Raw genomic sequence first — 13,790 nt, forward strand, 5'->3', positions numbered from 1 at the left:
TAGCTAAAAAATCCTCCTTCTCTAGCCCACTGGCACACTAGCACTCTAAATACAGCCCACTAGCACACTAAATAAGCGCTTCTCCTGTCATCTCTTCTGGTTTTGAAATTCCCATTTCCTTAAGGATAGTTGGGGCTATATCTGCCAATTTTCCGCCATCTCTTAAAGCCTTACTGGTGGAATTATTAGATACATATAGAAATGGTACAGGTCCTGTAGTATGTGCTGTCATAGGCTTTCCTGTGGAATAGTCTATCATTTGCTCTGAATTTCCATGGTCTGCTGTTATAAATACTGTTCCATCCTTATCCAAAACTTTATTTACTACTTTACCAAGACATTCATCCACTGCTTCTATAGCCTTCTTGGCGGCCTCAAAAACGCCTGTATGCCCCACCATATCTGGGTTTGCATAGTTTAATATTATAAGTTCATATTTATCCTCATCTAATCTCTTTAATAGTTCTTCTGTAACTTCATAAGCACTCATTTCTGGCTTTAAGTCATAAGTTGCAACCTTTGGTGAAGGTATAAGTGCCCTATCCTCACCTTTGTTAGGTGCTTCAACTCCTCCATTGAAGAAAAAAGTTACATGAGCATATTTCTCTGTTTCAGCTATTCTTAACTGATTTTTGCCTAAACTACTTACATATTCTCCAAGAGTATTCTCCAAGGTTTGTGGTTTATATGCAATCTTTACATTTTCTATAGTTTTATCATATTGAGTCATACAAACAAAGTGTAAATCTAATGCTTCTCTTTTAAAACCATCAAACACTTTGTCATTTATTGCTCTTGTCAATTCCCTAGCTCTATCTGGTCTGAAGTTAAAGAATATAATTGAATCGCCATTTTTAATAGTAGCTGTAGGTTTTCCCTCCTCTAATATTATTGTAGGAAGAACAAATTCATCAGTTTTATTATCATTATAAGATTTTTCTATTGCCTCCACTGCACTATTGGCTTCTTCACCTTTACCTAAAACCAAAGCATTATACGCAAGTTCTACTCTTTCCCATCTATTATCTCTATCCATAGCATAATATCTTCCAGCTATAGTAGCTAATTTTCCAAGACCAATTTTATTACAATATTCCTGAATTTCTTCTATGTAGCCCTTTGCAGAGGATGGCGGAACATCACGTCCATCTAAAAATCCATGAATATAAATCTTATTTAATCCTTTATTCTTCGCAAGGTTCAATAATCCTTTTAAATGTTCTATGTGAGAGTGAACTCCTCCATCAGATAATAATCCCATTAAATGTAATGAACTATCTTTTTCTTTTACATTATCCATAGCCCATAAGAAAGCTTCATTTTGTTCAAACTTTCCTTCTTTGCTTTCTTTAGTTATTCTAGTAAGCTCTTGATATACTATTCTACCTGCTCCTATGTTTAAGTGTCCAACTTCTGAGTTACCCATTTGCCCCTCTGGAAGTCCAACGCTTACACCACTAGCATTTAATTGGGTGTGAGGATAATTATTGTATAGTGCATCATAGTTTGGCTTATTAGCTGCTTTTACTGCATTGCCGTCTTCTTTATCTGAAATCCCGTATCCATCCAATATCATCAACATAACTGGCTTTTTTTTCATTTGAACACCCCTTTTCTTTAGAGGCTAGGGGACTAGAGGGCTAGGTTTTTTTCTAGCTTTTGCTCTAGTCTCTAAGTCCCGTAGTTCCCCATGTTTTGTTGGCTAGTTGGCGGAAAAGCCCCGCTTTTCCTGCCAAACTAAACTATAATTAAAGATTTTCCGTAGCATCGCGAAGGAAAATCCTCCTCCTCTAGCACACTGGCAAACTAGCACACTAACATCTGTTCCCTTTGCTGATTAAAAGTTTACTATTTTAGAAAAATCATCAGCTTTAAGACTTGCTCCTCCAACTAGAGCGCCATCTATATCTGACATACCCATTTGTTCTTTTATCGTATTTGGTTTAACAGAGCCACCATATTGTATTCTAACTTTTTCTGCTGTTTCTTTGTTATATATTTTTTCTACAGTTTTTCTAATAAATCCTATAGTTTCATTAGCTTGCTCTGATGTGGCAGTTTTTCCTGTACCTATAGCCCAAATAGGCTCATAAGCTATTACTAAATTAGCTACCTCATCAGCAGTTAATCCTTGAAGATCTAATTTAACTTGTCTTGCAAGTACCTCTTCCGTTATGTTGGCTTCTCTTTCCTGAAGACTTTCACCTACGCATAGTATAGGTGCTATATTACGTTCAAAAGCTTTTTTTAGCTTCTTATTTACTGTTTCATCAGTTTCATTAAAGTATTGTCTTCTTTCACTATGTCCAATTATAACATAATGTACTCCCATGTCCTTAAGCATAGAAGGAGCCACTTCACCTGTAAATGCTCCACTTTCTTCAAAATACATGTTTTGAGCTCCAACTTTTATATTACTTCCTTCTACAGCTTTTAAAACTGCATCTAAGCATACAAATGTTGGACAAACAACTACGTCACATTTTGCGTCCTTTACTAATGGTTTTAACTCATCTATAAATGCAACAGCTTCTTTAACTGTTTTATTCATCTTCCAATTTCCTGCAATAATTGCCTTTCTCATTTTAAACACCCTCCCTTATTTAGTGTGTCAGTGGGCTAGAGGGCTAGGTTTCTTCTCCTAGCTTTTTGCTCTAGTCTCCAAGTCCCATAATTCCCCATGTTTTGTTGGCTAGTTGGTGGAAAAGCCCCGCTTTTCCCGCCAACTAAACTATAATCAAAGATTTTCCGTAGCATCGCGAAGGAAAATCCTCCTTCCCTAGCACTCTAGCACACTAGCAAACTAATATCTAGTCCACTGGCACACTAACACACTGTTCTCTGTTTCTCTTGACTATTTATCATTAAGTGCTGCTATTCCTGGAAGTTCTTTTCCTTCTAGGAATTCAAGTGATGCTCCACCACCAGTTGAAATGTGAGTCATCTTATCTCCATATCCTAATCCATTAACAGCTGCTGCACTGTCTCCACCACCTATAATAGTTGTGGCATTACTGTCTGCCATAGCTTTTGCTACTGCTAATGTTCCTTTTGCAAAATTAGGGAACTCAAAAACTCCCATTGGTCCGTTCCAAACTACAGTTTTTGCTTCCTTTATAGCTTCAGCAAATAATTCAGATGATTTTGGTCCTATGTCCAATCCTAGACAATCTGCCGGTACATCTCTTCCTTCTGAAACTATTGGCTCTGCATTCTCAGCAAATTCTTTTGCACAAACTCCATCCACTGGAAGTAATAATTTTATTCCTTTATTTTTTGCTTTTTCTATCATATTTTTTGCATATTCTATCTTATCTTCTTCTAGAAGTGATTTTCCTATTTCATGACCTAAAGCCTTTAAGAATGTGTACGCCATTCCTCCACCTATTATTAAAGTATCTACTTTCTCTAATAGATTATCTATAACTCCTAATTTATCTGAAACCTTTGATCCTCCTAAAATAGCCACAAATGGTCTTTCAGGATGTTCTACTGCATTTCCTAGAAATTTTAATTCCTTTTGTATTAAATACCCACAAACAGCTGTGTCTAAAAATTCTGTCACTCCTACTGTAGAACAGTGAGCTCTATGAGCAGTTCCAAAAGCATCATTTACAAATATCTCCCCTAATGAAGCTAATTCCTTTGAGAAAGTGTCCACGTTCTTAGTTTCTTCTTTTCTATATCTTGTGTTTTCTAATAATACTACATCGCCATCCTTCATTTCCGCTACTGCTTTTTTAGCATTTTCACCAACTACATTTTCATCTCTAGCAAAAACTACTTCTTTTCCTAGCATTTCTGAAAGTCTTTTAGCTACAGGAGCTAATGAAAGTTCTGGTTTTGGCTCTCCCTTTGGTTTTCCAAGATGTGAGCAAAGTATTACTTTAGCACCTTTTTCAATTAAATATTTGATAGTAGGCATGGCACCAACTAATCTGTTTTCATCAGTAATAACGCCTTCCTTTAAAGGAACGTTAAAATCGCATCTTACTAATACTCTTCTACCCTTTACTTCTATATCCTCTACTGTCTTTTTATTAAATTGCATATTTTTCTCTCCTTTCACATGGATGAATTAAAAAATATTTTAATATTCTCATACCATTTTACCACTTTTACATAAATGTGTTAATATAAATACGCATTTTATTTTTAAAAAGCGTATATTATTTTACCTTTTACAGTATTAATGTATCTCTTTTATGTATTATGATATACTATTCCTTTTACCCATGGTCAGTTTAAGTCTTTAATTGAAAAAAATCAAGCAAAAATTAGGGAATATATTTTTTTCCTTTTAAAGTTAAGAGTGAAAAGTTATACAGACCTCAGTACGCAAAACCTTTCACTCTTAATTATTAATTCTAAATTCTTAATTTTTAAAGTCTATCAGCAACATATTTAGTTAAGTCAGCTAATCTGTTTGAATAGCCATATTCGTTGTCATACCAAGAAATTATTTTAACCATTTTGTCACCCATAACCATTGTTGATAATCCATCAACTATTGAAGATCTTTCATCTCCTCTATAATCTATAGAAACTAGTGGTTCTTCACTATATCCTAATATTCCTTTTAATTCGGTTTCTGAAGCTTTTTTAAATGCATTGTTTATTTCTTCTACTGAAGCAGCTTTATTTAATGTAACAACTAAGTCTACCATTGAAACTGTTGGAGTTGGAACTCTTACAGCCATTCCATTTAATTTACCTTTTAATTGTGGAAGAACTTTAGCAACTGCTTTTGCAGCTCCTGTAGTTGTTGGTATCATAGCTTCTGCCGCAGCTCTTGCTCTTCTTAAATCTTTATGCGGAGCGTCTAATATTTTTTGGTCATTTGTGTAAGAGTGAACTGTTGTCATTAATCCTTCAACTATTCCAAATTCTTTGTCAAGAACTTTAGCAAATGGTGCTAAACAGTTTGTTGTACATGAAGCATTTGAAATTATATTATGATTTTTTGCATCATATTCTTCTTCGTTAACTCCCATAACTATTGTTATATCTTCATCTTTAGCTGGAGCTGATATAAGAACTTTTTTTGCACCTGCTTCTAAGTGAAGAGCAGCTTTTTCCTTGCTTGTAAATAATCCAGTAGACTCTATAACTATTTCTGCTCCTATTTCTCCCCAAGGAAGGTTTTTAGGATCTCTTTCTGCATATATTTTTATTTCTTTTCCGTTAACAACTATTGCACCTTCCTTAGCTTCTACTGTTCCGTTAAATTTTCCGTATAATGCATCATACTTTAGTAAGTGTGCAAGTGTAGCTGGATCAGTTAAGTCATTGATAGCTATAACTTCTAATTCGTTTGAATAATTCTTAACTAATGCCTTAAATACATTTCTTCCTATTCTTCCAAAACCATTAATTGCAACTTTTTTCATTTCAGATTACCTCCTGATTTTTATATATCTTTTTTTATTTTTTGTTTTTCTTTATATAAAATTCATTGTAAACTAAATTAATTTTAATTATTTTCTTGTAGTATTTTCATAATCTCCCTAGCTGCTCCCTCATCAATTATAAGAACTTTAGCATTTAAGTTTAACTCTGCAGATAATATTGCTCTTGCTTTGCTCTTACCTCCTGCTACTGCTATGCTGAGATTTATATTTTCCAGTTGTTCTCTTCTTATGCCTATGGTAGGAGTAAAGCGGACAATTTCCCCTTTGCCACTAAAATAATATCCAAATGCTTCACCAACGGCACCTTTTTCCTTAAGTTCATTCACTTCTTTTTCCGACATGCCTCTTTTAACTGCCATTTCATCAGCTTTGCCGATTCCAAATATCAATATATTAGTTTTATAAATCTTATCTACTATTTCCTTTATGTTCTTTTCATTTAACATAGTCTCTAATGCATGGTCACTTAAGTCATCCGGTACATGTAGAAGTTTGTAGTTTCCCCCAATCTTTTCTGCTAATTTTGCTGCAAGTGTATTTGACTGAGTTTCTAAATTTCTACCCATACCTCCTCTGGCTGGTAAAACTGTTATGTTCTTAAATTTACTCATCTTAGGTATATTATCTATCACAGCTTTAACTGTACTTCCACCAGTTAAAGATATAATGAAATCTTCTTTCAGTTTGTCCTTTACATATTTAGCTGCTGTCTTTCCCAGTTCATTTATTATTATTGGTTCATCTTCTAGGTCTCCTGGCACTATTAAAACATCCTGTAGATTCAAACTTTTCTTTAGATAATCTTCTATGTCATCCAAACCTTTTATGTCATACATAAAGTCCTTTAGTTTTTCTAATAGTTCCATGCCTTCTTCTGTTACAGTCATTCCTGGTGTATTTATATCTATTAAATCTTGACTCTTTAAAAAATTTACTTCTGTACGTACAATTCTCTCTCCAATACCTAAATTATTTGCTAGTATTCTTCTCCCTATAGGCTGATTGTATTGTATATTTCTTAATATGTTATATCTTTTTTCTATAACCTCCAGCAGCTCTGGAACGATTTTTTGTTCTAACTTTATTAAATCATGCAAATTTAACACCTCTTTGGTCACTTTAAGTCCCATATATTAAATTTATGTCCCAATACTATTATAAAATATAAGAAGACATTTTTAAACAATATTTTTAAAAAAAATGTGAACAAAATGTTAACATTTTAAAATATAGGGAAAATCCCTATATTTTAAAATCTTTTTCTTTTACTAGAAGACTTTATTCCTAATTCTTCTCTATATTTTGCCACAGTTCTTCTTGAAATATTCATGCCTTCTTCTACTAACATCTCGCATATTTTCTGGTCTGATAGCGGTTTTTTCTTATTTTCCTTATCTACATATTCCTCTATTTTATTTTTTATTTTTATTACAGATATGTCTTCCCCTAAGTAACTGGATGAAATTGCTGTAGTAAATAAATCTTTTATTTTTATGGTTCCTTGATTAGTATATATATATTTATCTCTTATAGCTCTACTGACAGTGGATTCGTGCACTTCAATTGCATTAGCTATTTCCTTTAGAGTCATAGGCTTCAAATGTTCTTTTCCATAATCAAAAAATTCTCTTTGAAGTTTAAGTATTTCTTCTAAAACTCTATATATAGTGCTTTTTCTTTGTTCTATACTCTTTATTAAAAACATAGCACTATTTATTTTATCCTTTACATATTCCACAGTATCATCTTTTTTCTCACCATTTAAAATTATACTTCTATATATAGGGTTTATATTTAATTTAGGAAGAACACTGTCATTCATTATAATATGATAATCACCATTTATTTTCTTTATATAGGCATCCGGTGCAATGTACTTTACACTTTCTCCAGTATAAAAACCCCTAGAGGGTTTAGGTTCTAATGTTTTAATTAAATCTGCATACCTTTGAGCCTCCTCCACAGAAACAGAGAGTTTTTTAGATATGTCAGCTATTTTATTATCAGCTAATAGTTCTAAATAATTATCAATAAGCAAAAATATCTTTTTATCCTCTATGTCTTTTTTTATTAATTGTATTTTAAGACATTCCTTTAAATCCCTACATCCTATTCCATCTGGTTCCAACGACTGAATAATCTTAAGTGCATATTCTATATGTTCTTCTTTGGCATCAATCTCCTTTGCCATGTTTTCTACTGTGTTATCTAAATATCCCCTGTTATCTAAATTCTCCATTATATATCTACATATTTCTTTTATATACTCTTGTTCCTGTAATTCTAATATCTGTTCTTCCAAAAAATCCTTTAAAGATTTTTCATTGGATATGAAATTAAAAGGTGATACTTCTTCCTCATCATTATTTACGTAATTTTTACTACTATAATTGTCAAATTCCAAATATTCTATAAATTTTTTATAGTCTACTTTATCCCTATTATTTTCTATAGAATTTTCCTCATTATAAGTTGCATCTAGCACAGGATTTTCTTGGAGTTCCTTTCCTATATATTGTTGTAATTCAAATCCCGACATTTGAAGCATCTTTATAGATAACTGCATCTGCTGTGTCATTACTAACTTTTGTTCTTGCGTTAACTTTAAATTAAAATCTAGTTTCATTTTTTCACCACACAGTCTTTTTACTATTATAACTATAAACAAAAATTAACTATATATATTTGCACAATCTGTTCAGAAAAAACTTTTCTTACAAATTCTTGTTTTCTAGCCCTTAATAAAAACTTTATTTATGCACTATGTTTATAAAATTATATTATACTCCTTCTCATTTATAGTATTATAATTTATTATATCATTATGTATTAATTAAATTCCACTGATATATTTAGGGTTATTTTTGTAAATTGTTAATATTAAATCTTATAATTCTTAATAACCATTCTTTACTCACTAATCCCTAACCACTTCTACTGGCACATAAAATCCAATTATATAACTAGTATATAGTTACTTAGTCACTAAACAAATATAGCTCTAGATGCTTAATTTATAACTCAACTTTCTCATTTACGAATCAAAAATCAAAAATTAAAGATAAAACTTCTTTAGGTTTTTTTAAATATGAATTTAAGAAATTCTCTAAGAATTTGAACTTTATTTTTAATTTTACATTCTAAATTTTCAATTAAAAACTATATATACATTTACGTTATTAATTTAATATAGTACTTGTACTTCATATAAAAAAGTGAGTTTGTAGTTTATAATTAAAAAGCCCTAGCTTATATTATACCATTTATGCTAGGGCTTTTATTTAATTCTCATTATACTGTACTAAAGGATTACTTGCACATATTATCTTAAGATATTGTCTATCTTTCTCCCTTTATATAAGCTTTTCCATCTGCTGCTGGTGCTGTAGTTTTTCCTACAAAACCTGCTAGCGCAAGCATAGTTAGTAAATAAGGTAATATTGAATAGAACTCTGTTGGTAAATTCCAACTAAAACTTTGTGCTACCATTTGGAATGCAGTACCAAATGCAAATAACAAGCTGGCTAACATAGTCCCCTTAGGTGTCCAGTTACCAAAAATAACTGCTGCTAAAGCTATAAATCCACGTCCAGCTACCATACCTTCTCTATAAACTGGAGTTATACCTATAGAAAGTGCTGCTCCACCAAGACCTGCTAAAACTCCTGATAATATAACACATAGGTATCTTGTTTTATATACATTTATTCCCAAAGTATCTGCTGCTGCTGGATGCTCACCTACAGCTCTTATTCTAAGCCCTATAGGTGTCTTATATAATACATAGCTAGCTACAAAAACAAGTACTACAGCTATTATAACAAACCAGTTAAGTCCAGCTAGAAATTGCCCTAGAACTGGTATTTTTTCAATAGATTTTGGAATTGAATATCCTAGTCCATTAACTATATCTGTTTGACCACCCTTATGGAATACTTTCATTATTAAAAAGCTGGCAAGAGCTGATGAAAACAAGTTAATAGCCGTTCCTGATATAACTTGGTCCGCTCTTAAAGTTATACTCAAGAACGCGTGAATTAATGCTATAAATCCACCTGCCACCATGGCGAAAAATATACCCATTATAGGACTTCCAGTAAGGTAAGAACCTAACACTGCAAAGAATGCTCCTATAATCATCATACCTTCAAGACCAATGTTAACTACTCCTGATTTTTCAGAAAATACCCCTCCAAGACCTGCAAAAATTAAAGGAGCTGCCATTCTAAGTGTAGCATTTATAAGTGAGATAATTAAATTATTATCCATTGATCATTGCTCCTTTCTTCTTTCTATCTTCAAAATACTTAATTATATAATCTGTAGCTACAAATATAATAATTACTGCTTGTATTAAAGCAACTATTTCCTTAGGTATACCGTTTAACTGTAATACTTTTGAACTACTATTCAATGCTCCAAATAGTACTGCCGCTGGTATACATCCTATTGGATTATTTTTAGCAAGTAATGCCACAGCTATACCATCAAATCCAAAGTTAGGAAAAGCCATCATATCTTGAACTTGATGCATAACTCCTGCTACATGAGTAGCTCCTCCCATTCCTGCTATAGCTCCAGATAAAACCATTGCTAGTATAATGTTTTTTGATATATTTATTCCACCATATTCTGAACCATATGGGTTTATTCCTACTGCTCTTATTTCATAACCTACAGTAGTTTTCCATAATAACCAGTAAATAAAAATAGCAATAATTATAGCTAATATTAAACTAACATTAGCATTACTTATTTTACTAAATTTAAGAAGTTGAGCACTCCTTTGTACCACTGGTGTACTTGATGTTGCCTTAACCCCAAATCTAGTTCTTAGTATCATCCAATTTACAATATACATTCCTATAAAGTTCATCATTATAGTATTAATAACTTCATTAGTTCCAAATTTAGCTTTTAAATATCCTGGTATTCCTCCCCAGATACCTCCAGCTATAATACCAATTATTATTACTAGCGGTATATGAATCACAGGACTTAATCCGGGTATTAATCCTATTAAAGCTGCTGCTCCCATCCCCACTATAAACTGTCCTTCAACACCTATATTAAAAAGTCCGCATCTAAATGCTATGGCATTAGCTACACCTGTAAATATTAATGGTGTTACAAAAACTAAAGTATTTAAAGCATTTCTTTTAGTTGCAAAGCTTCCTTTCCATATTAGTTTAAACAGTGTTCCTAGAGCCGTGAAATATTGAGTTATAGAATATCCCTTAGCCCACATAACAAAGAAAACTGCAACAAATATGGATAATATTACAGCTAAAAATGGAAATAACAAACTTTTTAACGTTCTAGTTAATGCATTGGAGGTTTTCTCTTTATTATTCACTGTCTGACACCTCTTCCTCTTTATCTTTTAAGTTTCCGCCTGCCATAAGTATGCCTAGTTTCTGTTCATTTGCCTCTTTCCTATCTAGTACATCTACTATATATCCATCATACATAACTGCTATTCTATCAGATAAAGCTAAAATTTCATCTAATTCCAAGGAAACAAGTAAAACTGCTTTTCCATTATCCCTTTCTCCTACAAGTCTCTTATGAATAAATTCTATAGCTCCTACATCTACTCCTCTAGTAGGCTGAGATGCTATTAAAAGTTCTGGATCCTTAGAAATTTCTCTTGCTACAATTAACTTTTGTTGGTTACCTCCAGATAATGATGATGCTGATACTTCGTCATTAGGTGTTCTTACATCAAATTCTTTTATGAGTTTTTTACAATATTCTCTTATATTTCTATAATTCATAATTCCTTTTTTACTGAAAGGCTCACTGCGATGACTTCCAAGAATGGAATTTTCATATAATGAATAATCTAGTATAAGTCCTCTTTTATGTCTATCTTCAGGTATGTGTCCTAATCCTGAATTTATAATATCCATTGGGTTTTTAGCGTATATATCTTTCCCCTTTAAGGTTATTTTCCCTTTTTCTGGTTTTCTAAGTCCAGTTAATGCCTCAATAAATTCTGTCTGCCCATTTCCATCTACTCCAGCTATCCCTACTATTTCCCCGCTATGAACAGTTAAATCTATACCTTTTACTGCTTCTATATTTCTGGAGTCTTTTACGTGTAAATCTTGTATTTCTAGTATTTTTTCACCTAATTGTGCTTCTTTTTTATCTACTACTAATTGAACTTTTCTTCCTACCATTAATTCTGCAAGTTCATCTATGTTGGTATCTTTGGTATTAACAATTCCTGTAACTTTTCCTCTTCTTATAATAGTAACTCTATCACTCATTTTCATAACTTCTTTTAATTTATGAGTTATAAGAATTACTGATTTACCTTCCTTTTCTAAATTATTAATAATAACTCCAAGTTCATCAATTTCTTGTGGTGTTAATACTGCAGTAGGTTCATCTAGAATTAATATTTCCGCTCCTCTGTAAAGAGCTTTAAGTATTTCAACCTTTTGCTGTTGTCCTACAGAAATATCCTCTATTACTGCATCTGGGTCTATTGCAAAACCATATTTGTCAGCTATGTCTTTAACATCCTTTTTAGCCTTTTTTATATCTATAGATAATCCTTTTTTAGGTTCTGTACCTAAGACTATATTTTGAGTAACAGTAAAATTATGCACAAGCATAAAATGCTGATGTACCATACCTATGCCTAATTTTATGGCATCATTAGGATTTGTTAAACTTACCTTATTTCCCTTTACGTATATTTCTCCCTTTTCAGGTTGATATAAGCCGTATAGTATATTCATTAAAGTAGTTTTTCCAGCACCATTTTCACCAAGAAGTACATGTGTTTCACCCTTTATAAGTTCAAAATCTACATCGTCATTAGCTACAGTACCAGGAAATATCTTGGTTATACCTTTCATCTCTACTACTTTTTCCATTATTTTTCCTCCTATTTGCCTTAAATAGCTATAGATATTTGTCAAGTTATTCCTAACTCCAATGTGAATTTATTTAATAAAAATACCTTATCCCCGCTGAAACTTAGAATAACTTATAAAAAGACGCAGCCACCGTCAACTCCAGCTTTATTAGAAATTGGTAGTAGTCCGGTAGGTAGTCATCGGATAAAAAGCTAGATGTAATTACATCTAGCTTTATTCAGTTAAATTACTATTTTACTGCATCTGTTGTAAATTTCATTGCTTTTTCTTTAGTTTCTGGAACTTTTATTTTTCCATCTACTATAGATTTCTTATACTTTTCAACTAATTCTAAAACATCTGCTGGTACATTGGCTTTTGATGTATCTGCTACACCAACACCATTTTCTTTTAAACCATATACTTTTGTTTCACCTTTAAATGTTCCATTAACAATAGATTCAACAGATTCTTTAGTAGCTATATCAACTCTTTTTATCATACTTGTTAATATTACATTTTTATATTCTGAAACTGTTACAGCTTGGTCTTGATCAACACCTATAGCCCATACTGATTTTCCAGCTTTTTTAATTTCATCTGCAGCCTTGAATAATCCTATTCCAACTCCACCAGCTGCATGGTAAACTACGTCGCATCCTTCATTATATAAAGATTTACCAAATTCATAACCCTTGTTTGTGTCTGAGAAAGAATCTGCATATTTAACAACTACTTTAATATTAGGATTTACGGCTCTTGCTCCTGCTATATATCCTGCTGTAAACTTATTTATACTTGGAACATCTTTTCCACCTATATATCCTATTTTTCCTGTTTTAGTAGTCTTAGCAGCAATTACTCCAACTAGGAAAGAACCTTCTTCTTCTTTAAACATCAATGATCTAACGTTTGGTGCTTCTATAACAGAATCTACTATAGCATATTTCTTATCAGAATTTGCTTTAGCTATTTTTTCTAATGCTTCTTGCATTTGATATCCAATAGCAAAAGTTAAATCACAGTTTTGATCTAATGATAATGTTTGTAAGTTTTGCTCGTAGTCTTCTTTTTGTTTTGATTCTATTGGGAAATATTGAACACCTGTTGCTTTTTGTGCATCTTTTATTCCCTTATCCGCTGATTGGTTGAAGGACTTATCGTTTAATCCACCTTCATCTGTAGAAAGACCTATCTTAATGTCTTTACCCTTTTGTTCTTGCTTTTGTCCTTCTTTTGCGCCACTGGTAGCGTTTTCATTTTCGGCTTTACCACACCCTACAAATAAAGACGCAACCATTGCCAATGAAGCAAGCATTGCCACTATTCTCTTTTTATTCATTTTGTTTTTACCTCCCTTTAACTATAATTTATATGTTTCCATTCCATTTAATATCTATGAAATAGATTATTAAAAGTGCTATATCTCCACCTAAAAAGATGATTTTCCGGCACCTTTTTTATAAATTATTATAAACTTTATTTGTATTATAACCTATAGATTAAA

At 32.1% G+C, this 13,790-nt stretch carries 10 protein-coding genes; all 10 read right to left on the reverse strand.

The features are described from left to right. Window positions 1-67: 67 nt before the first annotated feature. The 10 genes from gpmI to CC89_RS10660 all read right to left on the reverse strand — a co-directional run bounded on the left by gpmI (window position 68) and on the right by CC89_RS10660 (window position 13,625). Window positions 68-1,600, reverse strand: a complete 1,533-nt coding sequence (gene gpmI, locus CC89_RS10615; protein WP_035291993.1) for a 2,3-bisphosphoglycerate-independent phosphoglycerate mutase — start codon at window positions 1,598-1,600, stop codon at window positions 68-70. Between the two features lie 237 nt (window positions 1,601-1,837). Continuing rightward, complete coding sequence (tpiA, locus tag CC89_RS10620; protein ID WP_035291995.1) at window positions 1,838-2,584, reverse strand: triose-phosphate isomerase; 747 nt, start codon at window positions 2,582-2,584, stop codon at window positions 1,838-1,840. Window positions 2,585-2,854: 270 nt separating this feature from the next. Beyond that, entirely contained in the window at window positions 2,855-4,051 is a 1,197-nt protein-coding gene (locus CC89_RS10625; RefSeq protein WP_035291997.1) for a phosphoglycerate kinase, read from the reverse strand. Window positions 4,052-4,382: 331 nt separating this feature from the next. Further along, window positions 4,383-5,390 carry a type I glyceraldehyde-3-phosphate dehydrogenase gene (gap, locus tag CC89_RS10630; RefSeq protein WP_035292000.1) on the reverse strand — a complete coding sequence of 336 codons (1,008 nt, stop codon included), beginning with the start codon at window positions 5,388-5,390 and terminating at the stop codon, window positions 4,383-4,385. Window positions 5,391-5,473: 83 nt separating this feature from the next. Continuing rightward, window positions 5,474-6,508, reverse strand: a complete 1,035-nt coding sequence (locus tag CC89_RS10635) for a sugar-binding transcriptional regulator (RefSeq protein ID WP_035292002.1) — start codon at window positions 6,506-6,508, stop codon at window positions 5,474-5,476. 152 nt (window positions 6,509-6,660) lie between these two features. Further along, complete coding sequence (gene rpoN, locus CC89_RS10640; RefSeq protein WP_035292003.1) at window positions 6,661-8,037, reverse strand: RNA polymerase factor sigma-54; 1,377 nt, start codon at window positions 8,035-8,037, stop codon at window positions 6,661-6,663. A 713-nt stretch (window positions 8,038-8,750) separates the two neighbouring features. Next, window positions 8,751-9,680, reverse strand: coding sequence for an ABC transporter permease (locus CC89_RS10645; protein ID WP_035292004.1), 930 nt, complete (start codon window positions 9,678-9,680; stop codon window positions 8,751-8,753). Further along, complete coding sequence (locus CC89_RS10650; protein ID WP_081897035.1) at window positions 9,673-10,767, reverse strand: ABC transporter permease; 1,095 nt, start codon at window positions 10,765-10,767, stop codon at window positions 9,673-9,675. The genes CC89_RS10645 and CC89_RS10650 overlap by 8 nt, the downstream gene beginning before the upstream one ends. Next, window positions 10,760-12,301, reverse strand: a complete 1,542-nt coding sequence (locus CC89_RS10655) for an ABC transporter ATP-binding protein (RefSeq protein WP_035292009.1) — start codon at window positions 12,299-12,301, stop codon at window positions 10,760-10,762. Before CC89_RS10655 ends, CC89_RS10650 begins: the two co-directional genes overlap by 8 nt. Before the next feature lie 232 nt (window positions 12,302-12,533). Continuing rightward, window positions 12,534-13,625 carry a BMP family lipoprotein gene (locus tag CC89_RS10660; protein WP_035292011.1) on the reverse strand — a complete coding sequence of 364 codons (1,092 nt, stop codon included), beginning with the start codon at window positions 13,623-13,625 and terminating at the stop codon, window positions 12,534-12,536. Between the last annotated feature and the right edge of the window lie 165 nt (window positions 13,626-13,790).

Origin of the sequence: Clostridium sp. KNHs214 (assembly GCF_000744935.1) — a bacterium.
Lineage (GTDB): Bacteria > Bacillota > Clostridia > Clostridiales > Clostridiaceae > Haloimpatiens.

Coding starts and splice junctions, on each gene's coding strand:
- gpmI (WP_035291993.1), bottom strand. CDS start 1,600: ATGAAAAAAAAGCCAGTTATGTTGATGATATTGGATGGATACGGGATT.
- tpiA (WP_035291995.1), bottom strand. CDS start 2,584: ATGAGAAAGGCAATTATTGCAGGAAATTGGAAGATGAATAAAACAGTT.
- CC89_RS10625 (WP_035291997.1), bottom strand. CDS start 4,051: ATGCAATTTAATAAAAAGACAGTAGAGGATATAGAAGTAAAGGGTAGA.
- gap (WP_035292000.1), bottom strand. CDS start 5,390: ATGAAAAAAGTTGCAATTAATGGTTTTGGAAGAATAGGAAGAAATGTA.
- rpoN (WP_035292003.1), bottom strand. CDS start 8,037: ATGAAACTAGATTTTAATTTAAAGTTAACGCAAGAACAAAAGTTAGTA.
- CC89_RS10645 (WP_035292004.1), bottom strand. CDS start 9,680: ATGGATAATAATTTAATTATCTCACTTATAAATGCTACACTTAGAATG.
- CC89_RS10655 (WP_035292009.1), bottom strand. CDS start 12,301: ATGGAAAAAGTAGTAGAGATGAAAGGTATAACCAAGATATTTCCTGGT.
- CC89_RS10660 (WP_035292011.1), bottom strand. CDS start 13,625: ATGAATAAAAAGAGAATAGTGGCAATGCTTGCTTCATTGGCAATGGTT.